Genomic DNA, 23,134 nt, shown 5'->3' with positions numbered 1-23,134 from the left:
TTATCAGGGGCAGCACGCCACCCCTTGTAATGATCACGCAACCGTGACTTCGGACGTGGACGTGAAGCCGCCGTCAGCTGTGGTGGCCGTGATAGTCGCGGTGCCATCGGCAACGCCGGTAACCAGACCAGTGGAACTGACCGTAGCGATCGCCGTGTTAGACGACGCCCAAGTTACAGACTGGTTGGAAGCGGTGGATGGTGCGACCGTAGCCGTCAGCTGAGTGGTGGCACCCACAGCGACAGAGGCGGTGGCCGGTGATACCGTTACGCCGGTGGCAGCTACCGTCTCGTCGGAGTCGATAACCTGAATGGTGCTGGCGTCGCCAACTTTGAACTCAGTGCTCAGGGTGACGATATCGTTAGTGCCGCCATCAGAACTCAGCGCGGTGACCACCATGTAGCCAATGAAGGTGACCGGGCCGTACTCCATACGAACCCAGATCCCCGGCTGACGCCGCGCCGACAGTTCCGCAGCGAAGTACTTGATGAATCGGCCTACGCCGTACTGGTCCAGCTTGTCCTGCTTGCGGACTTCGCCTTCAAAGCTCATGGTGAAGTCGGAGTTGGTGATGATGCTTTCGACATAACCGCCGCCGTCGTCAGCGTCAGATGTCACTGTGTTGGGCGAGAAGTCCCACCCCTTGCTCGTACCGGCGGCCAGCGCTTTCCATTCTGATTCCTGCGGCTGCGTATCGCTGCAACCGTCGGCAACTTCAAGCACGACGGCGCCACCGAACAAACGTTCGTTGCTATTCTGGCAATTAGCCATATTTGGTCCTCTGTGTTTTGACTAGTCGCCGAATGTGGCGACGAATTGGAGCCTGTAAACTAACCGGCCTTCTTCGGTGAGAACGGGGGCGGGGATGCCTCCGAGGTTTTCCAGGTAGCCGACACAGTCGTCAGCCATTGGATTCTGTTGGACGTAGTCAATGATGGATTGCACTGCGGCGTCTACGGCGGGATTGCCACCCTTGGCGCCGATCACATCAACTATCACGAAGTGTTGCGAACCCAACCCATTACGGATTGACGTACCTCCGTTAGGACGGAAAACCATCATCCTTTCATTCTTCTTTGGCGTGTCTGTCCACATAAGAAGCTGGACAACAAAACCATCAGCAAGCCCGGCATTAAGGAAGTAATTTCTAACCCTGGTGTGCATTGGTGGGGTCATGGCATCAGCTCCTTTTTGATTGCTGCAACCATTTGCTCTTTCACGTCATCAACACCTTTCTTAAGGAATTCTTTCTGGGCGGTGGCCCTGCGGAAATTCTGCGGAATGTTAGGGTCGTGAACATAGACGGCGTAATTGGCTGAATAACCGATTCTCCCGGTGATCCTTGTTCCATTTAAGCCCAGTTCGCGGTACTGGGAATTAAGCAAAGTTGAGGTGTCGATCGGGGTGTACAGCGCGGCCTGCGACCCTCCGATTAACATCGCAGCCTGAACTGCTCTTATGGCCCTCTTTCCCCTAACGTCGCTGATGAACTCGTTGACGCTCATATGGGTTTCACGAACGCCTCTGACCTTTATCCCCATATCAAACTCCCGTAAGGATCGCCCAATCATCAGCGGTTCGCTCGAAGGTGTCGGAATAGCGGATAACCTGCATCACTTCATCAGCGCCAGCGGATATCGGGTCAGGTTCGGATGATTCACCAATAAGAACGTAATCACCTGCTCCAATGGCAGAATATTCAGTCCATACGGTGTTCTTGATTACCACCTCAGAGCCGATATTACCTATTCGCTTGCTTAATCCACCCTCGTAATCACACAGGATCACTTCTGGCGGGGAGTAACCCATTGGGTCGCCATACTCATTGGCCCCCTCCAGCTTTCTCCATATGGTTGCCTTGGCGGTATATGACCAGTTAGCGACGCTGCTCACTCTCTCCACCTCGCTACTGTTGGGTTGGTGGCTGCTACCCGCTTGCACAGGAACACCCATGAACCATCACCACTGACGTACCCCGTCGTCTGGATGCCGGCGTCAGTTACAAGCCAGACACGAACATAAGGCTTCGGGGTGCGCACAGAAGGTAAAATCCATTCCATTTCACCCTCCTACCACGTCGAAGAAGCCGACCGACTTACTAGACAGCGGCAGGCCAGACAGGCACCCGTGCGTGTCCCATGCCTGAATCTGCTTGTAGAGATAGTCAGTACCGGAGGAATCGTAAGCGAAGGAGCGTGAAGCCCCAGACGGGGCAGATTGAGAAGATATCTTTCTGGCGCCGGACAGGGCGGCAAGCCGCACAGCGGCGTAGATAAGCAGCAGCTGTTTTAGGCTGTCTGAATACCCCGCCCCGTCCATACATTCAGATACGCCATTCGCTTGATCAATGAGAAGCAGCAGAACAGCATCAGGCAGCGTGAATCCCAGCTCAGCCATCATCGGCTTTACGTCATCAATCGCTATCTTCACCATTTTCGCCCCGCTTTTTTCTTCCGCGTTTTGATGGCGTTGCCACCTCGAAAGAAACATTGCCAATTCGCTCGGCCAGCCCTGCACTCACCCAGCGGTTGGCAACATCGTCTGAAACCTCAACCTGGCCACCAACCTCCAGCTTCTGGAAATTGGCACCGGCGAATAGGTTATTTGCGATAACTTTTACCAGTGCCATATATCCCCTTACTCGCCAGAAGCGTGGACAACGGAGAAGTGACCGGCGATGTCAGTCTTAACCATCAGACCAGCAGCGCCCCATGTGCGCCATACGTAATCACTGTTGTAGAACGGACGCGGGTCGGCAACGGTGCCGAACGCCTGACCGACAATCGGAGCCACTACGCCAGCAGACAGCGGGATGATGATCACTTCGTTTCCGGACAGCTGAGAGTCGACCTTAATTGCCGAGATACCGGACAGCTTCAGCAGTTTTTCGTACAGGGTTGGCGCGGCGTAGTTGTCGCTGTAGTCCTGCTCCAGATTTGACATGATCTCTTGAGATACATACCAGGTCTGGTCGCCGTACTGCATGTTGGTCACGCGAACCACGTCACGCAGCGCAATGAACTGTGCGCGGATTGCTTTCGGATCGGTTGAGGTGGCGAGGTTGGTGATCAATGTGACCTGAGCGACGCGCTCGTCGTTCTTGATACCCTTCCACGTTTTGCCGTCAAACTGCGCATAGTTGCCGCTGTCGTCACGGAAGCCGTTGAAGATGTAATCGACGTAGGTGCGGCGAACCTGAGCTGAAGATTCAGCCTGCGCATCGGCAATAACGTCAAATGCGTCCGGGTTGTTCAACCGGGGGTCGCGCCAGTTGAATTTGAAGCCAGTGTCATGCACCGGAACCATCGTGCCGTCGTAATCGTAAGCCGTGGCATCCAGCGCCGCGCCGATCTGACCGCTCATGGAGGTGTGCCCCCACATTTTGCCGCCGGACTTAGCGTATTCGTAGACCGTCGCATTGATGCGGACAGAGCGAGACAGCGGCGTAAGGTCGTTCAGCAAAGTGAATTCATCTTTGTTCTCAAACTGACGCAGAACGGTCTGATCAAAGGTTTTGTACAGGTCTGCCGGGGAACGCACAGCGTTGATGCCGTTAAGCTGAGCTGCTGTGTTAACGCGATCAGAAATTTCCTGCATCACGTTAACGCCCTGGTGGTTGACTGCCGCCTGACGCTCTTGCGCCAGCTGCGCGAACTGATAGCTATTTACCGCCAGGTTACCGGTCTTTTCACCGATTGATTTAGAGAAAACTAACATTGTGTCTCCTTACTTGAACACGATGCGGACGAGGTCGCCAGCGGCTGCGGTGATGGATGACTCTTCGACGTAGCCAAAGGTCGGGGTAGCAGTTTCTGATGTCACTGGGGTGATCTGTCCGTCGACTACGGCAACCGCCATGCCTTTTGTGTAGGTGCCAGCAGCTGCTCGGACGTTCAGAAACATGCCTTGCAAAGGTTGGATGCCGACCACCAGCTCATTGGCCGGGATGACTTCATCTACGTTTTTGCAGCGCAAGTAGTCCATATTCGCCACATACAGAACGGCGTCATCATCGCCTTTGGTGGAGGCGGTGAACTTGCCGGATACGAAGTGGCCAACAGTGCCTGGCGTGGTTGCCGCTGCCGCTGCGCCTTCGCGATTGAGTAACGGGTTAGGGAAAATACCGCCCGCGTGAATTACGTGTTTACCGTCTTTAATCGCCATCAGTCATTACTCCGGCATTTCAGAAATGGATTGTTCGGTTGAGTGGTTAAACGCACCGCTCAAACCCCGTGAAGTAGCGCATTGAGCAAAGAGGCCATCCAGTGCCGCGCCATCCAGCGCGTTCACCGCCAGGTCATCAAGTCCGAATTTGGCTTTAACGGCAGCGCGTTTTTCGCCCTTCTCTTTGTCTGCGTTGGCGTTCAGGCTGTTAACAACACTCTCAACGCGCTCAGCCAGAGACTTGGCCCATGCCGGAACCTCTTCTGCATTAGCTGCGGCGTCTTTAGCTGCTTTATCCTTCGCCGCCTTTTCGTCGGCCTCTTTCTTCTCACGCGCGGCTTTCTCTTCAGGCGTTTCGTCTTTTTTAACCGCCTTTTCTGCTGCCATCTGGTTATATGCGTCCATCAGCTCGGCATCGGTTTTGCCATCAGTCGGTTTGCCGGCAGCTTTGAGCGCGTTAACGATCAGGTCTTTCATCGGGTCTGTTTCTCCGTTGGTTTTAACTTCGTACTCAGTTGGTTTGCGCACGACTTCTTGTGGCTCGCCGACAAAAACAGCCTTGCCGTCATCATCGATGAGGTACTTTTGCTTGAAATATCGGGACTGGTCTCGGTAGATGAAGGTGTCGGGCCATACAGACTCAGGCCACAGCCAATTGTCATCAGTGCGGCCTTCTCTGAGCTTGTCGCTCAGGGCGCGTTGAATATCATCGAAAGAGAAATTTGAAGCGTTGGTGAAAAAGAATTTGGCTTTATTCAGAGCGCCTTCGCGGGTGCAGTCGTAGCCATCCGACAGGTTCGCAATCTCGATTTCTTGCTCGTCACCATCGGCATTAACGAAAATACCAACGCCTTCTTCTGGGGTTCCCGCGCCGGGCTCATCCAGAAGCACCGCAACATGGTCAAACATCATGTTGGTGGCGATTTCGTTGTACTTTTTGCCCTTCGATTCACCGTTGGCCGCGATGCCGGAATACAGGAGGCCGGTCGAAATGTGGATGGGCTCTGCATTGGTACCAGCAATCATTTCATCCAGACGGTTGATTAGTCGCTTGCCCTTGTCGCTAGACTCTGCGTACTGGCGATCGACGTACATGTCGCCGGTGACCTTGCCGTCGGTGTGATTGACGTTCTGTAGCCACGCACCGACGTGGTAGTTGTTCACCGCCCGCACATCCCGAGCTGATACGTGCTTGCCATCCACTTTAGGGTGGCCGAGAGGCATCGGGTTGCGCTCAAGGGTGTTGTAGGCCTTGCCAATTTCTGCTGCCGGGTACAACTTCCGATTCATCACGATGTCATCTACGACAGGCGTGATGCCGCGAACCACGATATGTGGCTTGCCGTCGATGGTTTCAGTGGTGATGTTTGAAGCGGAGTTGACGACGGTCAGCACGTTAACGCGATTGCGCTTCATGCTGTGTCCTCGTTGATGGTGATTAATTCTCTTGCTGGAACCAGCTCTTTCGTTCTGACTCGAGTCTTTCAACAAGTCCGGGATTAACGACCTTACCCGCGGAGTCGAGAACTACGGGGATTTGAGAGCAGTAGCACCGATAGCGATTCCCGCGTTCGGCGTAGAACGCCTCCACCTCTTCAGTGGGGTACGTTCTCCCGTGCCGAGATGCATGCCATGCGCGTGTTGTGGGCTTGAGAGCAGATATCCACATTACGGCTGTGTTCAGGCCGAGCCTATCTTTTGCCCAATCCGTTTCAAGCCACTGAGCCTTGCGCAGCGCGCCGACCTGCTCTGTTTGCGCGATGTTCTCGGCGGATGCCTGACTAACATCCAAGCGGCGACTGATTATCTTTGCAGTCTCTCTCGGGTTGATGCCTCGGCCAATCGAATCAGCAATGACGTTAGCTAGATCTGCCCGCGCCCGGTCGGATATGCCTTTCCAGTCGCTGTAGGTCGATACATACGCAGCAGCAACCTGATTCTGATATGCAGGAGACGACAGGAGAGCCGACAGCGTTGTTTGCGACGCGTAGATGGGTGATTGCACTGATAAATTAGTAAATGCTGCTAGTGTCCCCCGATTGTACTCAGCGGCGACATAATCTAGCGCCCACAGGTTATTACTACCGCCGTCCAAAAGGTGGTCATCAAGGATAGTCTGAACAATCTGTAGCAGGCTTGCCAACTGCGCGGCTGACATGTCGTAGATGTACGCTCCGGCGTTGACCTGATAGAGAGTATTGCCATGTAACGAGAAGCTGGACTGACTGTTTATCGCGGAATCACTGCCGGTCATCCTCTGGTCGATAACCTGCTTCAACGCCAGCTTAATCCGGTAATAACGGTTACGGATATCTTTGCGCATCTTGCCAACGGCGCGAGAGGATTGGGTCGGGTCTGTTTTATTCCTGGGTACTATCGGCGTCCGGATTGTCGGTTGTTTGTTCTCCAGTGAGAGGGTCAACATGTGGCGTCTCCGGGATGTCCTGTTCTTGAATCGGGTCTAATTCACCGGCCATGCGGACCTCGTTAGCATCAACGGCTGGGGTGCCATAGGCCTGCTGGGTTTTCAAGGCGATGTCGGCCATCTTGCTCATGTTATCGAGCTTCTCGCTATCACCAGGAGCTAGCAGGTCAGACCAAACTACCGACATTTCTCCGCTCTTGGGCGGGTCAATTATCCCTACCGCCCACCATCGCTCAGTCACAGCGCCAATCAACCATGAAAGAAAACCTGCACGCCGTTCGTTGCAAGTAGCGGCCCATGCTTTTTTATCCTCAGTGGATGCGAGGTTGCCTGTCTGCTTACCGAACAAAATGTTGAACGGGCATCTGATGGTTGAGGCGTAGCTGTTGGCTGAAACCGTCCACGTAGGGGTGGGGTCAGCGGCAGCTACAGAAAGCACAGATGTGGTACCTGATTGGGTCACCAGTGCCGAATCTGAGCCTTGATTTAGTTTGGCGATTTTATCGTTCATCGCCTCACCTAGATCTTTATATCCAGCTGCAACCGCCTGCTGAGCAATCGTGGTCATATCCGTGCTTGAGTCAAACGACACGCCTAGCTGACGACTGGCGTTCTTCAGGAACCCTTCCGCACTACCACCCTTCGCTTTTTCGATATCCAGCAGGTCGTTATAACCGGCCTCGTTGAGCGGGATTCCTGACAGGATGTTATCGTCCTCTGAACCCTCAGCCAGGATGATTACGCGGTCGGGATGCACAGTGACATGGCGAACGTGTCCGTACGTTCCGTCATTACCCACCGGCTGCTCATTGAACTGATAGTTTACTGGCTGCCCGTAAGTAGGCGAATGAGTATCGATGTCGATGTTGCCGGGCTTAATCTGAGACTCCCACGCCGGTATCATCTTCACCAGAGCGCTGTCGCCCAGGCGCTTAACTAACGCGGTATCAACTGGCTGATCCCAGTCACGGCCATCTTTGATTTGCAGAAGCAACGCTGAGTAACGACCAATTAGGTTCCGACGATCGGCGTCTTTAATTTTTGACCAGTGCTTCTTGAGCAAGCGCGTTACCGTGGATTCCCATTCGTTGGTGGCTTTCGATTCGGATGTTTCCGGACCGTCGATAATAACTGGCTTGTCAACCCAGCATGAGTCCAGCGTCTTATGAACCCCGGCGTATGCCGCCGAGTTGCGCCGGTAAGCGCGGTAGAGCATGCCGAAGTCTACCGAGTCTGGATAACCGAATTCGTCCCATAACTTGGTTCGCTTCGTGTTGCCGTTGAACTGCCCGGCATAAAGCATTCTTTGCCGTCCGACTAAATCAGCAACGGCATTGACGAGGAATGAAACCTCGTTGTTTGAATTACTCACTGATTAGCCCTCAGAAGAAGATTGCGCCTGTAGATTTGTGGTTATTCTTGGATACAGCGAAATACCGGAATGCATCAGATCCGTGAGAGGTGAAGTCATGAAGGGGTTTGTCTTTCCAGCAACCGCGCTTGTCGTCCCACTCTTTTCGATAACCTTCTAGGTGTGAGATACCAAGCTCGCACTTGTGGCTGTCGAAAGCACATTTAGGGAGAATTTCACGCACCGAATCAATGCCTGTGTCTACCCCAAGCTTTGGGGCCACCTTAAATCTGATGGAGTATTTCATCCCATCGATTTCAAACCCCTCGGCGGCTATTTGCTTGCGACTTTTTCCATCGCCTGCAAACTCCCGGTTGTCTATATCGTGCGGCGCCCAATGTTCGCCGTACTCATAACCCCTGTCTTTCAGCACTTTCATGTAGTGTCGTAAACCTTCGCCTGAGTTCTCGTAGTAGTCGATGACGTGAAACTCTTCACCTACCTCACGAACAAACCAAATGGCCGTTGAATCACCTACGCCGATATCCCAAAACGTATGGACGGGAAGATGTGAGTTGTCCGGTAGCTCACCGATACGATTATTGGTGTAGAGCCAGCGGAACTGTTTGGCGTAGTAAGCGCCCTCGACTGACTGCTGGAATGCTTCAGCGGGTATCGTTGGATACTCACGCTTCATGTCATCGCCGAGAGTCTTTTCTTTGGCGCAATACCACGCTTTCTGGCGCTCATCGAGGGTGACGCCGTGCTTGGCTTCCATCTCATCGAAGTAATCAATCAGGCGCTGCGGTAACGCCTCTACCGGGTCAATTGCGTACTGCGGATTCTTCCACCAGGAGAAGAAGAAAAACTTCCAGTCCAGCGGGGAAAGCGTTTTCCCCTGCAATAATGCCTTTTCGGCAGTCTGGCAGTAATCGAAGAAGTAACCAGCCCGCCCTTCTGCCGTGCTCTCGATAGTGGCAAAGCATCCGGTTGATACCGCCTCAAACGCACCAGTGACAATCTCACGGGCCTTGTCCGGATACTTGGCGCATATCTTCCCGAACTCGGAAACGTGCAGGTAACGCAGCGTACCGCCACGGAATGACGTACTGACGTATAGCGATCCGCCCTTTTTAAATACCAACTCCCCGGCAGAGTCATTACTGGCCGGGTTGGCCGCTTTGATTTCTTCAGGAAGATTGTCGAAGGCGAACTTCACTTTCTCGCGGAACAGCCGCTTTGCATCATTCAGTGTGTGGGCGATCAACGCGCACTTTGCAGATTCAAACAGCGCCGCGTCGAGCTGGATAATGCACACTTCAGTCGTGAAACCGAGCTGACGCGCTTTGAGAATGATATTGCGGGTGTGGATACCTTCGAAGTACTCACGCTGCTCTGGCGTCATCCTGAAGCGCGTCGGCTTACCTTCTTTGTCGGTGATCCAATAGAGATTATTGAGCCGCCAGTCTTTATCAGCCAGTAGCTTGAGGTGCTCAGGTTTCATCAGGCCCCCTGAGACAAGGAGTCCATCAGGTCAGATAGTTTCTTAACGGAGTTGTCGCCTTCCGGCCCGTCGATGTCGTAAGCCTGGCGCTCAAGGCCAATAAGCGTCTTCAAGGTGTCCGAGAGGTCTTTCATCGACTTAACTCTCCCCGGCAGACTAATGACCTTGTGATAAAGCTCATTGAGGCGATCGCGCCCATTGTCGTCAGGGTCGAACATGATATCGCCGAGCTTTTCGAGTGCCGACACATCGCCACATTGAGCACCCAGCTCATCAAACAGTGAGTTAGCGAGATTTCTTGCCCGGCGAATGTCTCCGCGATGTTCCATACGGACTGTGGCAATGACTTCAGCATTAGCCTCAATCAGTATCCGTTCGCTGGTAGCCGTTTCAGTGGATACCTTGCTGGATACCTCTCGTTTGGATACCAGCGCATCAGCCTTTGCTTTAATCTTCGCCTTGAGGTCTCTTTCCCACCCATCTCGCTTTGCTCGCTTATTGATGGCGCCATGGGTAATGCCGTGCTGTGATGCAATTTCGCGGATAGACAACAAACCAGCCCGGTAAGCCGATTCGATAGCCTCCCAGTCGGGTTTTATTGCCATAAATAATATTTCCTGCTGGTTTGTTTGATATATCCCCGGGGAAAGGCAATACCGCCACCCGAGGATTCAGTATGTTTGTTCTGTAAAAAGCACTCATAGAATGCTCTTTGCAGAATTTCATAAAATAAGCCCGATTCTTCCGCCACGGTTCGGGCCGACCGCCATGTGAGTCGAAATCGCTGGTAAAACTCGGCGTATTCCAGTTTTTGATTCGCTATGTGCGCTCTACGGGGAATTTGCGTGTCATCGCTAACACATAGGACGGGGACTGAACGGCCCCTGGGGAATCGCTAAGAGCCGTCGTGAAAGTGGCTCTCTAATTCATTAATTTTACGGTGGCGCATTTTTTGCTGGCTACGCCGCATTATCCATATTCGCTACAGCAAGAAGTCCGGCAATCCATTGAATTCCCTTCGGCGTGAACTTCACCTGAGTGAATGCATGACCATTGCCAGCCTCACCGGTCTTTACCACGAACCGTCCTGCAGTAATGTGCTGTGCGTAAGGGGTTAGCTTTCCGGCCAGGCGATACATGATCTCGTTGTCTTGCAGGAATGCTCGGAAATCATTCTCTTTAACCTTAAGGAGCTTTGCCGCCTCACGAAAACCCATGCTGCCGGATGCCTCGACGTAGCTATCTACGAACTCAGCTTTTGGCGCCGCTATAGCTAGCTTGGTCTCCAGTTGCGCTTTCTGTTCTGCAAGGTCAGCGGCAAGGCGAAGCGCTTCGGGAAGAGACTGCGGGATTTGAGGCCCATGCATCACTTTCAATTTAGCCAGCACAGTACGGCGTACGGCTTTTGACTCCCGCATTCCGATTAAGGTCATCTGCTCCATGTTGAGCATGTAGCCTTTTACGGCGCGACTGGCGCCCTGTTCGGTGGTCACGTAAAAAGTTTCCGCGACCCCCAAATCATCAATTTCGTCCTCAACGCGAGAAAGGAAGTGCCGATTTTCAACTTCTGACTCCCCGTACTCGGCGCGGGCTGGATTAATGATGCTTTTCAGAAAGTCCAAGCTAGTCATGGAGACTTCGCTGTTTACTGTTGGATATGCCATTCGCTGATACCTTTTGGTGGTAGAGCCTGTTCTCCAGATGTAGGCAGCCCAAGAGCGGTCAGCGATAACCACTGCCCTATCTCAAGCTCTACCCCGAAAGGCCCTTGGTGATTGCGCGGAGAATGCGCGGTGAAATGCGGATACAAAAAAGCCCCGGACTATGCCGAGGCTCGATATTTGGTTTGGTGTTTAGGCGATCGCCAGCATGACGCCCTGTGTGACTGCGTGCTCAATGAGGTCTCGGCTCGCCGCCGGGCTTATGTCATGACCCTGCAGCGCCAGTAACTCCCTCAGCTGTTCCGCCAGAATTGCAATGGTGATGGTCTGTTCTTCGTGAATCATAATCCGTTACCTGTAGTGGGCATTATCGCGGACACTCGGTGAATATCCGCTGCAATGCCTACTCTGCTTTGGTGGACGCCTTAGCAGCGGCAGCTGCGTCGATTTTCTTCTCGACGTAAGCCTTAATTGACTTGTAGCCGCCAGACACCAGGTAAAGCACGCCAACCGCAGTGCTGAAGTACAGCATGCCAGCTTCGATTAAAGTCATCGGATTTCTCCATTTGAGGATGAGGTGATGGTTTTTATGTACCCCTGCAGCCCAGCTATTTGCTTTTCTGCTGTAGCGATTCGTTCTCTGAGGGTGAAATAATTCCGCTCAGAGGTTCGAGTAAGTTCGGCGCGGGGCTCATCAGCCACGCCGGCGGTGGGGGTGGCGCTGGACACACGACGACAGGTTGCGTTGACGCGCAGCCGCTTAGCACCGGAATCAACATCGCGCTGCAGGTCAGCAATAGTCTGTTTCGCATCTGCAAGCTCCTGCGTGTACTTTTGGTCAATGGATGCAACTTCACGTTGCCTTTCCTGCAATGTGTCGATCGCTTTTTGTTTTGCGTCCGCTAATTGCTCAGCGCGTTCAGCCCGCGATTTCTCTCCCTGATATTCTTCGTACAAGTGAAGGGAAAGCATGGATAGAAGGCTAAGGAAAATGAACATCAAGGCGACGCCACCAGCAATAACCCGACTCATGACAAGAACAGAGCGCGCTCTCTCTGTCTCCGGCCAAGCAATCGATCTGGGTCGATACCCGCTCGCTTCCACATAAGGAAAGCATCTGCTGCGCCGGTGTAATCACCTGCGTTTAGCCTTTTCAGGGCTGTTGAGTAACGAAAAGCAGTTGCGCCAATGTTGAATATTAAGCTGGTGAGCGCGTCGTACTGATTCTGGTTAAGCTCAGCACGGACGTTTTTATCTATAGCAGTGGATACCCACGCCAGATCATCAAGCAGCAGCTTGGTTGACTGATTCTGCGTGATCTTCATTCCAACCGTCACAGGATTGCCATCAACGGTGCCCGTATGACCGACCCCGATAGTTGGTATGCCTCGGACATCGGAATAACCGACAAGGCGCTCGCCCTCTTCCTTTTTCAGGAATGAAACACCAGAATCACTTATCTTCATCGCCACCACCAAATCGCTTATTGAACGCATTGATCGCCATCTGGCTCAGCTTCTTAACACCGATAAAACCGACAGCACCGCCAATCGCTGGCGACACAGTGATGGGAAGGCCGAACATATCGAGAGAGTTTGTGATAGCTAGCGTCAACAGCCCGCACACCAACCCTTCAATCCATTCGTTTTTCTTCTCCGTTCCGTTGTAAATCAGCATCCCGTAGCGGATGAGGACGGCGAGGATGGCCCCAAAAAGCTGAGGCCATGAATTCTTCAGGCCGTTGGCAATATCCGCCCAAAAGCCGTAGTCGTTGTTTTGCATACGCATAGCTCCGCCTCCCGACTAATTGCTTGGTTGGCGCTGTGTGTTGTTGATTAGGGATTAGCGACTCAGGCCAGAGTTGACAGGGGGAGTCATGATAGTGATTGCCTGGTCGCTAAATAAAAAAGGCCACGCATTCGCGCAGCCTTGAAGTTGGTGGGCCGTGGAGGATTCGAACCTGCCTGCCTCGCCCTTATGAGGGGCTTGCTCATACCAAATGAGCTTACAGCCCAAACGCAAAAAGCCCCGGCGGGTGGCCGAGGCTTCGAATTTGGCTAGTTATCTAATGAACACTCACAAAGCGCCCATCATTGGTGGCATCCTAACCAATTATCGCCAGCCTGTAAATAACTATCTTCTACAAAATCAATTTCACATAGAAAATAATTCTCTACTTAGTGACTTTAGAGATAACAATATCTGCCGCAGCCTCCTGTTTGTGGCACTCCGTTACTAGCAGCTCATAGAACGACTTGTAAGTGCGTCGCCATGTTGTCTCGGGCAAATCCATAGCCACCGAGCAAATCGCCCGCCTGACGTTCTCTGCTGGCAATCTGGCGTACCCCTTCCCTGCACACCGAGGGCATTCTTTGAATACCGGAGCGCCGCCGTTGGCTTCTGTCTTTTCCTTGTCCACCACAACGCCCTTTCCATGACACCGGCATGAGTTGCTTATCACCCCCTTCCCGAGACAGGTCTGGCACTGCGTACGCACCACTTCGCGCACACTTGCATGCTTGTAGATATCCTTGGGTGAATCCACCCGCATTATCTTCGTGACGGGGCCAGGGTGCCTACCCATTGCTGATTTCATGGTGAACACTTCCAGGTCGACAAAGCCACCATCGCAATCAGGGCATCGCTTAACGCTGGCCGCGCTACGCGAGTAGTCCTGATACGCGAATGTTGCGATGACTTGCAGCAGCTTTAGTTTAATATCCTCCTCAAGTTGTGAGATTGCTTTATGGCGCCCTGCCAGGCGCTTAGCGATTTCGAACAAGCCTTCTACTGCTTTATCCGGCGAAGATATGCCAACCTTTGCCAAGTACAAATCCAGCCCAACACCGGCCGCTTGGTGTGTCATACCAATTGCGGCCATCACTTCACTGATTGATAGAGATTCTGTTGCTGTTGCTGGGGACTGATCGGAGAGTTTCGGAGATTTGGGAGAGAAGTACTTCGGGATGCTTTCGAGTCTCACTGCTTTCTCCTTTTCCTCGGGCTGCAGTCCCACGATTGAACGTGAGGCGGATGGACTACCGGATTAATGGGCCGGAAGTGCCGGAGAAGATTCGCTATCCACGCTTTCATGAATCACCCCGCTGTTTGTTCAGATTGTGCCGGTTGACGATCTCCCTGATGCGCTCCTGAGTTAGGCTTAACGCTTTGGCCTGATCAATCTCCTTTTGACGCAGCTCCTTCAGTGTGTGCTCTTCATAGGCGGTCATAACTCCTCCTGGCTGTACGTTTCAAACCAAAACACCACCGGCTTTTCGATAACCTGAACTAACCCGAAACGCTCCGCCGTTCTGAAATTTACCGATGTCTTAAGCGCCCTACCGGCCTGTAGTGATATCTGGTTCCTGAATTCCTCGATGTCGAATACCGATTTGAACAGATTGCAGGGAGCGCATGCCGGAACAAGGTTTTCAAAGGTGTCATTCTCCGGCACCCAATGATCGCCCGTCGCTACAATTTTTCTCTGACCGTTAGGCTGTCTTTCGCCGAATTCCAGCTTACGGTAGACAGGCTTGACGTGATCTGCGTGCCACCCCTTCTCAGGCAGTTCACATCCGCAGTACGCACAATTCCCGCCGAATTTCATGCGCAACAAGCTTCGCTGTTTTTTGGTGAGCTTCATGACTCCTCCCGTTGCTTAATGAGCTCTCTCGTCTTTCTCCGGTATTCCGCCGCCAACTCCTGCAATTCTTCCCGCGTCCATTTTTTCGGCTTATGCGGGCCCATCAGGCGATCGAAAGCAGCCTGGCCAATTTTGGCGATTAGGTTCGGCGTGTAGTTTTCGATATTTCCGGATAGGTGGTTATTGCAGGGGGCGCATTGCCGATGGCAGTTGGTTTCGTCATACCGGGTCTCAGGTGATGCGCCGACGGTGCGATAGTGTCCTGCGTGCCATTGGCCGTCATGGAATCGACCGCAGCTGATACACGGCTGGTCAATGTCTCGTTCCCGGATGAACTGGTTGAATGCTTGCTGGGCTTTCTTGTGAAAATAACTGAGGGGTTGAACTTCGAGTTTTCGAATCTTTGTTGTTCTGCGTTCCTGCTGTGCTTCCTTTCGCCTTCGCTGCTCTGCCTTGAGCTTTTCTTTCTCCCTGAGCATTAATCCATATTTTGCGCCGTGTTCCGGGCTACACCACTGCTCGTTAGGGAATCGAGGGTGGAACCACTCGCGGCAGACCTTGCATCGCCGTCGGGGTCGTTTCTTTTCAGTCGCCATCCTCGCTCCTTATCCGTTCCGCCACCTCACCCTCGATCAGCACGTCAGCACATTTCGGGCAAACATGGGTGCAGGTGCTGGGGATCGGCTGCCGGCAGCATTGGCACTTGGCCTCATTGTTTTGTTGGTCTTCCATACTTCCGGCTCCGTAATCGGTCAAATTTGCGCGTAAGCAGCCCGTGGACATAGTCAAATGTCTTTACCTGATTGGCGGCTGGGGTTCGTTTCAGCTTATTTCTGCGGCGGGGTACGGCGAATATTGCGTTGTTCTCAATGCGCTGCCATGCAGACTTCATGGATCCCCCTTACCTCGCGGATGCGGCGGTCGAACAGGAGGACCAGCGGATTGTGTGAGCGGGTATCGAATCGGCGACTGCCAGTGTCGACTCGCGGCGCCATGCGGTATGTGTACCCACCTTGCTCACCAGACCGAATAATCACGCCTTCCTGCGTCATTTGTTTGATGCATCCATACACACCCGGATAACTATGCCCGTAGTGTTTGCAGTAGCTCCAAATCTGCGCCCCCGTCATTTCTCCATTATCTGACAGGGTCTTGATCACCTCGTCTCGTATCATTTTTTCACCTCTTTGTTCTGCTCTCCCCAGCGGATTGACCATTCGATGGCCTGCCGGGATTCTTCGCTCCACCGAACGCCATGCTCGGCACCAAATGCGTTCATTAGCTCAATGAGGTCACTCATTTCACGAACGCTCATCTTGCGCGTAGACTGACCCAGCACTACAAAACCGCCATTTAACCCCGGCACCGTCTCCTGCTTTTTCAGTACGGCAGTAAAGACATTCTTCCAGCTCTCCGAGTCCATCTTTCGCCCATACCAAACCACCTGCTCACTGATGTCGCGCAGGGTTGCCCAGAGCCGAGCATTTTGCTCAAGGCTTCTGGTCTTCTCTTGGATTGTTATGGTGAGGGGTTTCTTCGGATCGGTGGGTAACTGCTGGATATACTGGATGGCGTTCTGCTTTCTTGGCTGGTCTACGAGGAAGTAAACCTGTTTAGTCATAGCGGCCTTCTGTTAAGTATCCTGTCGTGAAAAACCAAACCCAGCGCTTTGCAACGGAGGGCTTGCCGATTGGCTTCTTTTACACCAGGGACAAACCGATACCTTCTGGCAATCTCTACCCACTCGTCGTGGTGCCACATCATTCTTCCCAAGGCATCAAGCGCGATTTTTACTCGCGAATTTTGCTCATTCATAGCTCACTCCTTCACTGTTATTCCGGCTGCGCTGAGAATGTCTTTGCAGTCGTTAATTGCGTCGTGTGCTGATAGCGGATCGTCGTATTTTTCTTGCGACGGAAATTCAACGAATAATTCAGACCTACTCGCCTTCCATGCTGTCCACATGTAGCCGTACACTTGAACCGAATAGCCACCGCTCGGCGTTCGCTGTTTTTTCATATGGCCCCATGGCAACGCACCAACCAATTCTGCCCAACGCTCAAACTCTTCCCGCATCTGCTCTGTGCTCATCGTTCAACCTCCACGCATTTTATGTTGTTGACCCGAGGTGATGTTTCACTCCACGATCGCTGATCACTTGCAACTTCAGTCGCCTTGATTGCTGCTTGGCACTGCTCCATGCTTTCCATTGGTGCAATCTGCATATTCATAGACTGGCTGGACAAAACCATAACCATAAAAAAATAGGTCATTTCCTCACCCCCAATTCGCGGGCGACGAAGCTTTCCATTCGGCTGATGCAGCCTTTGATCCGGCTGATGTCACCTTCTGGAAACATGCTCTTGCTCATTTCCCTGAGCGATCGCTTAAGGTCGGCATTTTTCACGCGCTCTACCCGCGCCTGAGCAAAAGCACGCAACGCCTTGGGTATCGACCGACCATCCAGTCGAGCAAACGCGGCGCATAGTCTCGCGTGGGTCACCGTCTCCGGGAATTCAGCAAAGTCGGTGTGCTCGATGATTTGTCGGGCTGTTGATAGTTTTTCCATTTCAGCTCCAAAAAATAAGGCCCGATATCGCTATCAGGCCCGTGATTAGTTCAGTACTGTAGGTTGTGATCATGGTTTATTCCTTTGGAGGCTCAGGGAGTGGCATCCAGTGGGTTATTTTTTCTGGGTCGATACACTGAAACGACCCAAACAAGAACGGTGCCATGCTTATATGTTTTCCATTCCAAATAACATGGTAATAACCACTCACAGCAGGCATCCGCTCGCTGCACTTAATCCAATCACTCATAACTCAATCCTCAATCATGTGCGGGTAGCGGCGCAGGAATTCGCGTAGGCCAAGATAGTCAGACGTTTGCCCGATATGGAACAATACGGAAAGACCGCGGCCGGCTTTCCTTACGTCAAAAACTGTTACAGCTATTTCTGCAGGGTGATTTATGTCAGAAACGTACTTACGCCCAGTCATTGCACGCCGGATTTCCCGCTGCTCAAAATTCATTTTGCTCATAACTTAAACTCCATCTTCTCCAGCTTGGCGATCTGCTTCTTGAGTGACGCCAGCCTTTCTTTGCGTCTACGTTCGCAGTCGGCAATGGCTGACTCTTTGGTGGCGTAGAACTCCTTGCCGTATGCGGAATTCGTATGATAATTATCACGCCAATATGCACTTTTACCATCATCGCGAACTTCAGCCTCTACCTCGAACGGACCTTTCGTCAGGGCGTACTTGGTTACGTAAATGGTTTTATCGCTCATCATCCTGCTCCTCAGCTTCTTTCAGCTTTTCGAATGCTGACTCCAGCTCATCGTCTGCCCAACCTTCGCTAAGCGCCCCTTCGATTGCTTCGAGAAGGACTGAAATCTCTGCCTGATTAAAATCAACTGTCATGTTGTGCTCCTGCTTTACCAATTTTCAGCTTGCGTCGAATCTCTGCGATCTTGTCTAACCCCTTCTCGCCGCTCACCGGGATATGCAGCTTCGGTATCTGAGCCACTGGCGCCGGGAACGTTTCACCTCTTGCCGCGCGGCGAGCCATATCTTTCAACTCGCGTTCACATCGTTTTCTCAGCTCTGATTCCGTGAGGTTGAACGACCGCATTTGCGAGTAGAGCTTGGTGACCATCAGCCAGCAGGCGTTACTGGGCCACGGATATCTTTCCGGGCTTTCGTAATATCCCCGTTCTGCGCTGTATTTCATGACCATCAGGTAGAGCTCGTCAGAACCCGGTAATCCGTACTTGCTAACCTCACCCTGGCGGCACCACTCGATGAACTGCCCAGGAGACGGCCAGAACGGTGATGAATTGGCTCGGGCGTACTGCATTCCTGCCGAAAGCTGTTCTCTGCTTCGGATTCCGTTCTCAGCGAATGCGGCTATCCACTGCTTTTTAGCCGCGCTTTCATCAGCCTCGGTTCGTAGATTGGTATTCCCAGCCGCGGGGAATACTTGCCTCAACTGGCGAAATAACGCGTCAACCAGCTTCTCAGCCTCTGGATTGACGATGTTCTGGACGTTGGCTGGATGACCGCTGTACATCGCTGCGAGGGACTTGCCATCGCGATTCTGGATAACCGACATCAGGCGTTTACTCATAGGAATTCCTCCCACGATTCAGGGCTGTTCCAGTGTGGAGATTGTTTTACAGATCCGGGTCTTATGCCGCGATTAATCGCTTGTTTATTTTGGTAGCTCAATTTCTGACTTGCCGTAACGAACCAGTTTTTAGGTTTTTCACGGCTGAACTCAATGTCTAGTTTTTGCAGTTCATACACCAAATCAATGCTGGAGTAGAGAGTCGCCCATTTGTGAAAGTCATCGTGATTTAACTTCACGACTTTACCTTCAAAAGAATATTTTGAAGATTGAACTGACTTATCAGAAGGAGCGGATGCGACTGGTGTTTGTTTAGGTTCTATGACTGGTTCAAAAGAGTGACTGGTTCTGGGGGCAGCTCCTGCCCCACCCCCTAGGGCAGCTCCTGCCCCACCCTCGGGCAACTCATGCCCTAGGGCAGCTCCTGCCCCACCCTCGGAAACTCGTTTTATGCAAGAATTGTCTAGCGTGAGATAAAAAAGATTTGATTGGTTTAATTCTCCATTCCTGCGGAACTCCCTTCGCAAGAGCCCTAATGTTTCAAGTGCTCTTATGTGGCTTTTTACCGTTGATCGTCCTATTTCGCACTGATCAGCAATATGCTGGTAAGAGGGCCAGCATTCACCCTTATCATTGGCGTTATCAGCCAACTTGATCAGCACAAGCTTCCTCAATGGGTTGCCAACTCTGATGTTCATGGCTTTGGCCATCAAATTCATGCTCATAATTAGTCCGGATTAGAAAGGTAATGGCTCGTCAATCGGGGGTTGCTGAGGGCCGTATATTCCTGCTGCGATTTGCTGTTCTTCCCATTCCCTAAGTTCTTCTTCATGCCGTCTGACAAATGCAGCTTCGGCATTTTCGACGGCATAAGCTTTATTCTCGAAAAAAACAGCAGAGATGTTTTTGGTGTTCAAGCTGTTGATTATGAATTCAGCACCGAACCTGATTAGACGTTCGGCTACAGCCAACTTGTCACCAAAAATATTGATTCCGATATCTTCAAAGAGATCATTCAAATCAAGGCCTTTCAGGCTTTCAAAAGAGATGACGTCGTAGTCCATTGCTAAAATCTGAACTTCATCTCCAACCTTGGCATCACAGTGCTGCCTACATTCATCAATTAGGCCTTCAAGGTCATATTGGAAAAACTCCCTAGATTGGCTGACCCTGCAATCCTTAAGAGCTTCGTGTATGGCTCGCTCAGAAGATGCAGGGTCCTCACAGTGGAAAGCAGCTTCGATTACGAACGGAAAAGGAACACCCGTTGCAGATGAAAGCTCCTTAGCCCTTGTTTCAGGGCTAGTTGTCGTCATTCCTACTTTGTAGATACCCGGCATGAATTCGTTGCTAAGCACATACACCCATCCCGCCATGCGAAAATTGGCCGGCATTGGCATCTCTTGTAATACGTCAGGTTGCCTTTCAATGGGTTCTAGGTGCATAATCTCTCCTGTGAATTGATCCAGTAATTCCGTTAAGCGTCGAAGCTGTTACCGCAGCTCGGCGTTTTTTCATTTTCGAGATACCCCACCAGCCGCTTGGCTAATTCCGCCATCTCATCGTCATCAATGCCGTAATTCAGCACGGACAACATCAGGCTCACTTGGCTGAAGAAACCGTTCTTCCAGCGGCTTACTTGGTACTCAGGAACCCCCATTGCAGCAGCAAAAGCTTTCTGGCCCATGAGAGCTAATTTGTTAAGCAGCGCGGATTCGATACGTCTCGCGTTTTTGCTTTGAGTTGCACTTTCCATACTTGATAATTTCCCTAGTTAAATATTGCATTGTTAATTGAGCGATCAGCCGATGCTGTCGCTTGTGTAGTGTTCCGCGTTGACGGCGGTGCAAATTGGTAAAGAGCGGTGGTGCTATACGGCTAAATGCTTGTTACTTGGGAAAGGTCGATGTTCTTCTGCTTCAACCTTTCCATCCGGAGTTCTGGTAATGAAGATTTTCCGGCCAACGCGAACTGCCTTGCTGATTGCCGTCTGGTGAACGCCTATTTCGCTAGCCGCTTTGGCTTGCCCGTTCTCCCTGACGTAATCAGCTAATGGAATCTTTTCCATCTTCTGCTCCATGTGATTACGCATACGACAATAATACCACGAGTATTATTTATATCAATACTTGCGGTATTTCATATTTAAATAACTCAGGTATTACAATCAGGTCATGGAAAAGAAAAAGAAGCTTTCACAAGAACAGATCGATGACGCTAAGCGCTTAAAGTCTTTGTATGAGGCAAAAAAGCGTGAGTTGGGCGTCACCCAACAGACGATTGCTGATGCTCTTGATATAACTCAGGGGGCGGTGGGTCATTACTTGAATGGACGGAACGCTTTAAACGTTGCTGTTGCATCAGCATTCGCTAACGCTCTCAAGGCTTCAATAGCAGAGTTCAGCCCGTCACTTGCGAAAGATGCAGCGCAGTACGCAGGGTCTATAGAAAAAAACTTTACTTACGCAGGACGGCATAAAGAATCCCCCAAATACCCCGTCATAAGCAGCATACAGGCCGGAGCATGGGCGGAGGCTATCGAACCCTACACCCTCCATGAGATATCGACGTGGCTTGAGTCTGACGCGCATATTCAAGGTAAAGCTTTCTGGCTTTTGGTCGAGGGTGATTCTATGACGGCGCCCACAGGTGTCAGCGTCCCGCAGGGGAGCTATGTGTTGTTCGACACGGGCCGCGAAGCGGTGAACGGCAGCCTAGTTGTCGCCAAGATGTCTGACGTCAACGAAGCTACGTTTAAGAAACTGGTGATCGAAGGTGGACATCGCTACCTGAAAGGCCTGAACCCAAACTGGCCTATCGTTCCGATAAACGGCAACTGCAAGATAATCGGCGTGGCCGTCGAGTCGAAGATGCGGTTTGTTTAGTAAAAACGTGGATACATTGACAGAAACAGGTCGCAGAAATGCGGCCTAATTTTTTTCAGCAGTTGCCGATTATTTACACACAGCGCGAACCTGACAATAGATCGGGTCGTAATATGTTTGCTAGGGAATATGAGGGGGAACCCCCTATAAAGGATTAATTATCATGTCGTTACCAGAAAAAAAGAAGTCGCAGAGATCGCCCTCTAATCACACCATCCCTTTAGACCTAGATATAAAGCAAGAAGGTGTAATCCATGGCGTTGAAATGGGAGTCCTAGACAATGGAATACCGTATCTAACACAGAGTGGGCTGGCTACAGTTTGTGGTGTTCAACGCCTTAGAATCAAAGAAATAACAGACGAATGGTATGATTCTGTTGAGTCTGGAATTTTTAAAAAAGGGAAAATGACGTTTATTGGTTCTTACCTTCTAAGGGAAGGTTTTGCAGAACCTAAGCTTTTTATCCCAGTGATGAAAAAAGGAACAGAGAATCATGCATATCCTGACGTTGTATGCATGGCTATCATTGAATATTACGCATTCGAGTCGAAGCAGGCAGAATCGGAAACAGCCCTAAGATCTTATAGAGAATTAGCGAAGAAAGGCCTCAAAGAATATATTTATGAGGCACTGAAATATAAACCAGAAGACCCCTGGAAACATTATCATGATCGCGTTTCAATTTTGAAAGAAATGGGATCTGTTCCTGACGGATTCTACATAATTTTCAATGAAATATCAGGTATGATGGTAGACTTGATACAAGCAGGGTTATTAGTAAACGCGCATACCGTACCTGACGGAAGCGTAGGCTCATGCTGGGCAAATTTTTGGAAAAAAAATTCTCTTAGCTCCAAATTTGGGGATGCCACAGATTGTGAGCATTTTTACCCAGATGATTTTGCCCAAGCAAAATCAAATCCTCAGATTATCAATGCTTATCCGAACTCATCTCTACCGGAGTTTAGAAGGTGGTTTAGGCACGAGTATCTCCCTACAAAGTTCCCTCCATATATACTCAAAAAGGCAAATTTACTTGCGGGCGGTAAAGACGATGCACAAAAATTAATCGAAGCCTTCAAGCCACTTCAAATTTCTAAGCCCTAATTTCATCCAACCCGGCCACGCCGGGTTTTTTGGTGATCCACCGCACGTACAATTTTCGCTATAAATCCTCTGCAAACCCGCATGTAGCCTGATCCTGTCGGCGATCCAATATTTAGGTTAACGATGTCACGCTTGGTTAACCGTTGACCAGTGATGACATCGTTAACCACCCGCCCTCCCCTACACGCATTCGCAACCCAAGCCCGCCGCAAAAATTAAATTCCCTTAGAAATCACCAAATTAATACTATCGGTAATATTTTTAT

General features: G+C 51.3%; 38 protein-coding genes and 1 tRNA gene. 2 read left to right on the top strand and 37 right to left on the bottom strand.

Features of this window, described 5'->3' with window-relative positions:
• Window positions 1-33: 33 nt before the first annotated feature.
• The 37 genes from CKQ53_RS13240 to CKQ53_RS13060 all read right to left on the bottom strand — a co-directional run bounded on the left by CKQ53_RS13240 (window position 34) and on the right by CKQ53_RS13060 (window position 20,944).
• Window positions 34-771, bottom strand: a complete 738-nt coding sequence (locus tag CKQ53_RS13240; RefSeq protein WP_094118476.1) for a phage tail tube protein — start codon at window positions 769-771, stop codon at window positions 34-36.
• Window positions 772-792: 21 nt separating this feature from the next.
• Window positions 793-1,176 (bottom strand): phage tail termination protein, encoded by a 384-nt coding sequence (locus tag CKQ53_RS13235; protein ID WP_094118475.1) that lies wholly within the window; start codon window positions 1,174-1,176, stop codon window positions 793-795.
• Complete coding sequence (locus CKQ53_RS13230) at window positions 1,173-1,541, bottom strand: hypothetical protein (protein WP_094118474.1); 369 nt, start codon at window positions 1,539-1,541, stop codon at window positions 1,173-1,175. The genes CKQ53_RS13235 and CKQ53_RS13230 overlap by 4 nt, the downstream gene beginning before the upstream one ends.
• 1 nt (window position 1,542) lies before the next feature.
• The gene (locus tag CKQ53_RS13225) at window positions 1,543-1,893 is read right to left on the bottom strand and encodes a hypothetical protein (protein ID WP_094118473.1); all 351 of its coding nucleotides are present in this window, start codon (window positions 1,891-1,893) and stop codon (window positions 1,543-1,545) included.
• Window positions 1,894-2,061: 168 nt separating this feature from the next.
• On the bottom strand, window positions 2,062-2,433 hold the full coding sequence (locus CKQ53_RS13215; protein WP_094118471.1) for a DUF7370 family protein: 372 nt from the start codon (window positions 2,431-2,433) through the stop codon (window positions 2,062-2,064).
• A complete protein-coding gene (locus CKQ53_RS13210) occupies window positions 2,414-2,629 on the bottom strand; it encodes a hypothetical protein (RefSeq protein ID WP_094118470.1) in 216 nt (71 codons plus the stop codon). Before CKQ53_RS13210 ends, CKQ53_RS13215 begins: the two co-directional genes overlap by 20 nt.
• An 8-nt stretch (window positions 2,630-2,637) precedes the next feature.
• Complete coding sequence (locus CKQ53_RS13205) at window positions 2,638-3,717, bottom strand: major capsid protein (RefSeq protein ID WP_118895062.1); 1,080 nt, start codon at window positions 3,715-3,717, stop codon at window positions 2,638-2,640.
• 9 nt (window positions 3,718-3,726) lie between these two features.
• Window positions 3,727-4,164, bottom strand: coding sequence for a hypothetical protein (locus CKQ53_RS13200; RefSeq protein ID WP_094118469.1), 438 nt, complete (start codon window positions 4,162-4,164; stop codon window positions 3,727-3,729).
• Between the two features lie 6 nt (window positions 4,165-4,170).
• Window positions 4,171-5,580: a DUF2213 domain-containing protein gene (locus tag CKQ53_RS13195; RefSeq protein WP_094118468.1), complete on the bottom strand. Its 1,410-nt coding sequence runs from the start codon at window positions 5,578-5,580 to the stop codon at window positions 4,171-4,173.
• A gap of 22 nt (window positions 5,581-5,602) precedes the next feature.
• A complete protein-coding gene (locus CKQ53_RS13190; RefSeq protein ID WP_100053527.1) occupies window positions 5,603-6,487 on the bottom strand; it encodes a phage minor head protein in 885 nt (294 codons plus the stop codon).
• A 37-nt stretch (window positions 6,488-6,524) separates the two neighbouring features.
• Window positions 6,525-7,961: a DUF1073 domain-containing protein gene (locus tag CKQ53_RS13185; RefSeq protein WP_094118466.1), complete on the bottom strand. Its 1,437-nt coding sequence runs from the start codon at window positions 7,959-7,961 to the stop codon at window positions 6,525-6,527.
• Window positions 7,962-7,971: 10 nt separating this feature from the next.
• Window positions 7,972-9,444, bottom strand: coding sequence for a terminase large subunit (locus CKQ53_RS13180; RefSeq protein WP_094118465.1), 1,473 nt, complete (start codon window positions 9,442-9,444; stop codon window positions 7,972-7,974).
• The gene (locus tag CKQ53_RS13175) at window positions 9,444-10,049 is read right to left on the bottom strand and encodes a hypothetical protein (RefSeq protein ID WP_094118464.1); all 606 of its coding nucleotides are present in this window, start codon (window positions 10,047-10,049) and stop codon (window positions 9,444-9,446) included. The genes CKQ53_RS13180 and CKQ53_RS13175 overlap by 1 nt, the downstream gene beginning before the upstream one ends.
• A gap of 354 nt (window positions 10,050-10,403) precedes the next feature.
• On the bottom strand, window positions 10,404-11,108 hold the full coding sequence (locus tag CKQ53_RS13170) for a phage antirepressor KilAC domain-containing protein (protein ID WP_094118463.1): 705 nt from the start codon (window positions 11,106-11,108) through the stop codon (window positions 10,404-10,406).
• Between the two features lie 189 nt (window positions 11,109-11,297).
• The gene (locus CKQ53_RS18465) at window positions 11,298-11,450 is read right to left on the bottom strand and encodes a hypothetical protein (RefSeq protein WP_162896363.1); all 153 of its coding nucleotides are present in this window, start codon (window positions 11,448-11,450) and stop codon (window positions 11,298-11,300) included.
• A 58-nt stretch (window positions 11,451-11,508) separates the two neighbouring features.
• Window positions 11,509-11,658 (bottom strand): DUF1378 family protein, encoded by a 150-nt coding sequence (locus CKQ53_RS13165; RefSeq protein ID WP_094118462.1) that lies wholly within the window; start codon window positions 11,656-11,658, stop codon window positions 11,509-11,511.
• Complete coding sequence (locus CKQ53_RS13160; protein WP_208640012.1) at window positions 11,655-12,137, bottom strand: lysis protein; 483 nt, start codon at window positions 12,135-12,137, stop codon at window positions 11,655-11,657. The genes CKQ53_RS13165 and CKQ53_RS13160 overlap by 4 nt, the downstream gene beginning before the upstream one ends.
• Window positions 12,134-12,571, bottom strand: a complete 438-nt coding sequence (locus tag CKQ53_RS13155) for a lysozyme (protein ID WP_094118460.1) — start codon at window positions 12,569-12,571, stop codon at window positions 12,134-12,136. The genes CKQ53_RS13160 and CKQ53_RS13155 overlap by 4 nt, the downstream gene beginning before the upstream one ends.
• Window positions 12,558-12,893 (bottom strand): phage holin, lambda family, encoded by a 336-nt coding sequence (locus CKQ53_RS13150; RefSeq protein ID WP_094118459.1) that lies wholly within the window; start codon window positions 12,891-12,893, stop codon window positions 12,558-12,560. The genes CKQ53_RS13155 and CKQ53_RS13150 overlap by 14 nt, the downstream gene beginning before the upstream one ends.
• A gap of 148 nt (window positions 12,894-13,041) precedes the next feature.
• A tRNA-Ile gene (locus CKQ53_RS13145) sits at window positions 13,042-13,119 on the bottom strand.
• Between the two features lie 159 nt (window positions 13,120-13,278).
• Window positions 13,279-14,088 (bottom strand): antitermination protein, encoded by an 810-nt coding sequence (locus CKQ53_RS13140; RefSeq protein ID WP_094118458.1) that lies wholly within the window; start codon window positions 14,086-14,088, stop codon window positions 13,279-13,281.
• 106 nt (window positions 14,089-14,194) lie between these two features.
• Window positions 14,195-14,335, bottom strand: a complete 141-nt coding sequence (locus tag CKQ53_RS18460; protein ID WP_162896362.1) for a hypothetical protein — start codon at window positions 14,333-14,335, stop codon at window positions 14,195-14,197.
• Window positions 14,332-14,748, bottom strand: coding sequence for an HNH endonuclease (locus CKQ53_RS13135; protein WP_094118457.1), 417 nt, complete (start codon window positions 14,746-14,748; stop codon window positions 14,332-14,334). The genes CKQ53_RS18460 and CKQ53_RS13135 overlap by 4 nt, the downstream gene beginning before the upstream one ends.
• The gene (locus CKQ53_RS13130; protein WP_094118456.1) at window positions 14,745-15,344 is read right to left on the bottom strand and encodes a recombination protein NinG; all 600 of its coding nucleotides are present in this window, start codon (window positions 15,342-15,344) and stop codon (window positions 14,745-14,747) included. Before CKQ53_RS13130 ends, CKQ53_RS13135 begins: the two co-directional genes overlap by 4 nt.
• A 575-nt stretch (window positions 15,345-15,919) precedes the next feature.
• Window positions 15,920-16,369: a recombination protein NinB gene (locus tag CKQ53_RS13120; protein ID WP_094118454.1), complete on the bottom strand. Its 450-nt coding sequence runs from the start codon at window positions 16,367-16,369 to the stop codon at window positions 15,920-15,922.
• Complete coding sequence (locus CKQ53_RS13115; protein ID WP_094118453.1) at window positions 16,366-16,563, bottom strand: hypothetical protein; 198 nt, start codon at window positions 16,561-16,563, stop codon at window positions 16,366-16,368. Before CKQ53_RS13115 ends, CKQ53_RS13120 begins: the two co-directional genes overlap by 4 nt.
• Before the next feature lie 3 nt (window positions 16,564-16,566).
• Window positions 16,567-16,839 carry a phiTE_015 family protein gene (locus CKQ53_RS13110; protein WP_094118452.1) on the bottom strand — a complete coding sequence of 91 codons (273 nt, stop codon included), beginning with the start codon at window positions 16,837-16,839 and terminating at the stop codon, window positions 16,567-16,569.
• A gap of 178 nt (window positions 16,840-17,017) precedes the next feature.
• Window positions 17,018-17,317 carry a hypothetical protein gene (locus CKQ53_RS13100; RefSeq protein WP_094118450.1) on the bottom strand — a complete coding sequence of 100 codons (300 nt, stop codon included), beginning with the start codon at window positions 17,315-17,317 and terminating at the stop codon, window positions 17,018-17,020.
• Between the two features lie 76 nt (window positions 17,318-17,393).
• Complete coding sequence (locus CKQ53_RS19040) at window positions 17,394-17,567, bottom strand: DUF551 domain-containing protein (RefSeq protein ID WP_094118449.1); 174 nt, start codon at window positions 17,565-17,567, stop codon at window positions 17,394-17,396.
• 3 nt (window positions 17,568-17,570) lie between these two features.
• A complete protein-coding gene (locus CKQ53_RS13090; RefSeq protein ID WP_094118448.1) occupies window positions 17,571-17,789 on the bottom strand; it encodes a hypothetical protein in 219 nt (72 codons plus the stop codon).
• Window positions 17,786-18,040, bottom strand: coding sequence for a hypothetical protein (locus tag CKQ53_RS13085; RefSeq protein WP_208640011.1), 255 nt, complete (start codon window positions 18,038-18,040; stop codon window positions 17,786-17,788). Before CKQ53_RS13085 ends, CKQ53_RS13090 begins: the two co-directional genes overlap by 4 nt.
• Window positions 18,027-18,170 (bottom strand): hypothetical protein, encoded by a 144-nt coding sequence (locus CKQ53_RS18455; protein WP_162896361.1) that lies wholly within the window; start codon window positions 18,168-18,170, stop codon window positions 18,027-18,029. Before CKQ53_RS18455 ends, CKQ53_RS13085 begins: the two co-directional genes overlap by 14 nt.
• A complete protein-coding gene (locus CKQ53_RS13080; RefSeq protein WP_094118446.1) occupies window positions 18,160-18,876 on the bottom strand; it encodes a replication protein P in 717 nt (238 codons plus the stop codon). Before CKQ53_RS13080 ends, CKQ53_RS18455 begins: the two co-directional genes overlap by 11 nt.
• Window positions 18,873-19,601, bottom strand: a complete 729-nt coding sequence (locus CKQ53_RS18785; protein WP_244200951.1) for a helix-turn-helix domain-containing protein — start codon at window positions 19,599-19,601, stop codon at window positions 18,873-18,875. Before CKQ53_RS18785 ends, CKQ53_RS13080 begins: the two co-directional genes overlap by 4 nt.
• A 12-nt stretch (window positions 19,602-19,613) precedes the next feature.
• Window positions 19,614-20,321, bottom strand: coding sequence for a GIY-YIG nuclease family protein (locus tag CKQ53_RS13070; RefSeq protein ID WP_094118445.1), 708 nt, complete (start codon window positions 20,319-20,321; stop codon window positions 19,614-19,616).
• A gap of 32 nt (window positions 20,322-20,353) precedes the next feature.
• Window positions 20,354-20,632, bottom strand: a complete 279-nt coding sequence (locus tag CKQ53_RS13065) for a CII family transcriptional regulator (protein ID WP_094118444.1) — start codon at window positions 20,630-20,632, stop codon at window positions 20,354-20,356.
• 114 nt (window positions 20,633-20,746) lie between these two features.
• Window positions 20,747-20,944, bottom strand: coding sequence for a Cro/CI family transcriptional regulator (locus CKQ53_RS13060; RefSeq protein WP_094118443.1), 198 nt, complete (start codon window positions 20,942-20,944; stop codon window positions 20,747-20,749).
• Between the two features lie 106 nt (window positions 20,945-21,050).
• Between CKQ53_RS13060 and CKQ53_RS13055 the strand changes: the two genes are divergently transcribed.
• Window positions 21,051-21,761: a LexA family protein gene (locus CKQ53_RS13055; protein WP_094118442.1), complete on the top strand. Its 711-nt coding sequence runs from the start codon at window positions 21,051-21,053 to the stop codon at window positions 21,759-21,761.
• 163 nt (window positions 21,762-21,924) lie between these two features.
• Complete coding sequence (locus tag CKQ53_RS13050) at window positions 21,925-22,869, top strand: BstA C-terminal domain-containing protein (RefSeq protein WP_094118441.1); 945 nt, start codon at window positions 21,925-21,927, stop codon at window positions 22,867-22,869.
• The last annotated feature ends 265 nt before the right edge of the window (window positions 22,870-23,134 follow it).

Origin of the sequence: Lonsdalea britannica (assembly GCF_003515985.1) — a bacterium.
Taxonomy (GTDB): Bacteria; Pseudomonadota; Gammaproteobacteria; order Enterobacterales; family Enterobacteriaceae; genus Lonsdalea; species Lonsdalea britannica.
This window is presented reverse-complemented; position numbering and strand designations above follow the sequence as displayed.

Excerpts from the sequence above, each read along its gene's own strand:
- CKQ53_RS13240 (WP_094118476.1), bottom strand. The coding sequence starts at position 771 with ATGGCTAATTGCCAGAATAGCAACGAACGTTTGTTCGGTGGCGCCGTC.
- CKQ53_RS13235 (WP_094118475.1), bottom strand. The coding sequence starts at position 1,176 with ATGACCCCACCAATGCACACCAGGGTTAGAAATTACTTCCTTAATGCC.
- CKQ53_RS13230 (WP_094118474.1), bottom strand. The coding sequence starts at position 1,541 with ATGGGGATAAAGGTCAGAGGCGTTCGTGAAACCCATATGAGCGTCAAC.
- CKQ53_RS13215 (WP_094118471.1), bottom strand. The coding sequence starts at position 2,433 with ATGGTGAAGATAGCGATTGATGACGTAAAGCCGATGATGGCTGAGCTG.
- CKQ53_RS13210 (WP_094118470.1), bottom strand. The coding sequence starts at position 2,629 with ATGGCACTGGTAAAAGTTATCGCAAATAACCTATTCGCCGGTGCCAAT.
- CKQ53_RS13205 (WP_118895062.1), bottom strand. The coding sequence starts at position 3,717 with ATGTTAGTTTTCTCTAAATCAATCGGTGAAAAGACCGGTAACCTGGCG.
- CKQ53_RS13200 (WP_094118469.1), bottom strand. The coding sequence starts at position 4,164 with ATGGCGATTAAAGACGGTAAACACGTAATTCACGCGGGCGGTATTTTC.
- CKQ53_RS13195 (WP_094118468.1), bottom strand. The coding sequence starts at position 5,580 with ATGAAGCGCAATCGCGTTAACGTGCTGACCGTCGTCAACTCCGCTTCA.
- CKQ53_RS13190 (WP_100053527.1), bottom strand. The coding sequence starts at position 6,487 with ATGCGCAAAGATATCCGTAACCGTTATTACCGGATTAAGCTGGCGTTG.
- CKQ53_RS13180 (WP_094118465.1), bottom strand. The coding sequence starts at position 9,444 with ATGAAACCTGAGCACCTCAAGCTACTGGCTGATAAAGACTGGCGGCTC.
- CKQ53_RS13175 (WP_094118464.1), bottom strand. The coding sequence starts at position 10,049 with ATGGCAATAAAACCCGACTGGGAGGCTATCGAATCGGCTTACCGGGCT.
- CKQ53_RS13170 (WP_094118463.1), bottom strand. The coding sequence starts at position 11,108 with ATGGCATATCCAACAGTAAACAGCGAAGTCTCCATGACTAGCTTGGAC.
- CKQ53_RS18465 (WP_162896363.1), bottom strand. The coding sequence starts at position 11,450 with ATGATTCACGAAGAACAGACCATCACCATTGCAATTCTGGCGGAACAG.
- CKQ53_RS13165 (WP_094118462.1), bottom strand. The coding sequence starts at position 11,658 with ATGACTTTAATCGAAGCTGGCATGCTGTACTTCAGCACTGCGGTTGGC.
- CKQ53_RS13160 (WP_208640012.1), bottom strand. The coding sequence starts at position 12,137 with ATGAGTCGGGTTATTGCTGGTGGCGTCGCCTTGATGTTCATTTTCCTT.
- CKQ53_RS13155 (WP_094118460.1), bottom strand. The coding sequence starts at position 12,571 with ATGAAGATAAGTGATTCTGGTGTTTCATTCCTGAAAAAGGAAGAGGGC.
- CKQ53_RS13150 (WP_094118459.1), bottom strand. The coding sequence starts at position 12,893 with ATGCGTATGCAAAACAACGACTACGGCTTTTGGGCGGATATTGCCAAC.
- CKQ53_RS18460 (WP_162896362.1), bottom strand. The coding sequence starts at position 14,335 with ATGACCGCCTATGAAGAGCACACACTGAAGGAGCTGCGTCAAAAGGAG.
- CKQ53_RS13135 (WP_094118457.1), bottom strand. The coding sequence starts at position 14,748 with ATGAAGCTCACCAAAAAACAGCGAAGCTTGTTGCGCATGAAATTCGGC.
- CKQ53_RS13130 (WP_094118456.1), bottom strand. The coding sequence starts at position 15,344 with ATGGCGACTGAAAAGAAACGACCCCGACGGCGATGCAAGGTCTGCCGC.
- CKQ53_RS13120 (WP_094118454.1), bottom strand. The coding sequence starts at position 16,369 with ATGACTAAACAGGTTTACTTCCTCGTAGACCAGCCAAGAAAGCAGAAC.
- CKQ53_RS13115 (WP_094118453.1), bottom strand. The coding sequence starts at position 16,563 with ATGAATGAGCAAAATTCGCGAGTAAAAATCGCGCTTGATGCCTTGGGA.
- CKQ53_RS13110 (WP_094118452.1), bottom strand. The coding sequence starts at position 16,839 with ATGAGCACAGAGCAGATGCGGGAAGAGTTTGAGCGTTGGGCAGAATTG.
- CKQ53_RS13100 (WP_094118450.1), bottom strand. The coding sequence starts at position 17,317 with ATGGAAAAACTATCAACAGCCCGACAAATCATCGAGCACACCGACTTT.
- CKQ53_RS19040 (WP_094118449.1), bottom strand. The coding sequence starts at position 17,567 with ATGAGTGATTGGATTAAGTGCAGCGAGCGGATGCCTGCTGTGAGTGGT.
- CKQ53_RS13090 (WP_094118448.1), bottom strand. The coding sequence starts at position 17,789 with ATGAGCAAAATGAATTTTGAGCAGCGGGAAATCCGGCGTGCAATGACT.
- CKQ53_RS13085 (WP_208640011.1), bottom strand. The coding sequence starts at position 18,040 with ATGATGAGCGATAAAACCATTTACGTAACCAAGTACGCCCTGACGAAA.
- CKQ53_RS18455 (WP_162896361.1), bottom strand. The coding sequence starts at position 18,170 with ATGACAGTTGATTTTAATCAGGCAGAGATTTCAGTCCTTCTCGAAGCA.
- CKQ53_RS13080 (WP_094118446.1), bottom strand. The coding sequence starts at position 18,876 with ATGAGTAAACGCCTGATGTCGGTTATCCAGAATCGCGATGGCAAGTCC.
- CKQ53_RS18785 (WP_244200951.1), bottom strand. The coding sequence starts at position 19,601 with ATGAGCATGAATTTGATGGCCAAAGCCATGAACATCAGAGTTGGCAAC.
- CKQ53_RS13070 (WP_094118445.1), bottom strand. The coding sequence starts at position 20,321 with ATGCACCTAGAACCCATTGAAAGGCAACCTGACGTATTACAAGAGATG.
- CKQ53_RS13065 (WP_094118444.1), bottom strand. The coding sequence starts at position 20,632 with ATGGAAAGTGCAACTCAAAGCAAAAACGCGAGACGTATCGAATCCGCG.
- CKQ53_RS13060 (WP_094118443.1), bottom strand. The coding sequence starts at position 20,944 with ATGGAAAAGATTCCATTAGCTGATTACGTCAGGGAGAACGGGCAAGCC.
- CKQ53_RS13055 (WP_094118442.1), top strand. The coding sequence starts at position 21,051 with ATGGAAAAGAAAAAGAAGCTTTCACAAGAACAGATCGATGACGCTAAG.
- CKQ53_RS13050 (WP_094118441.1), top strand. The coding sequence starts at position 21,925 with ATGTCGTTACCAGAAAAAAAGAAGTCGCAGAGATCGCCCTCTAATCAC.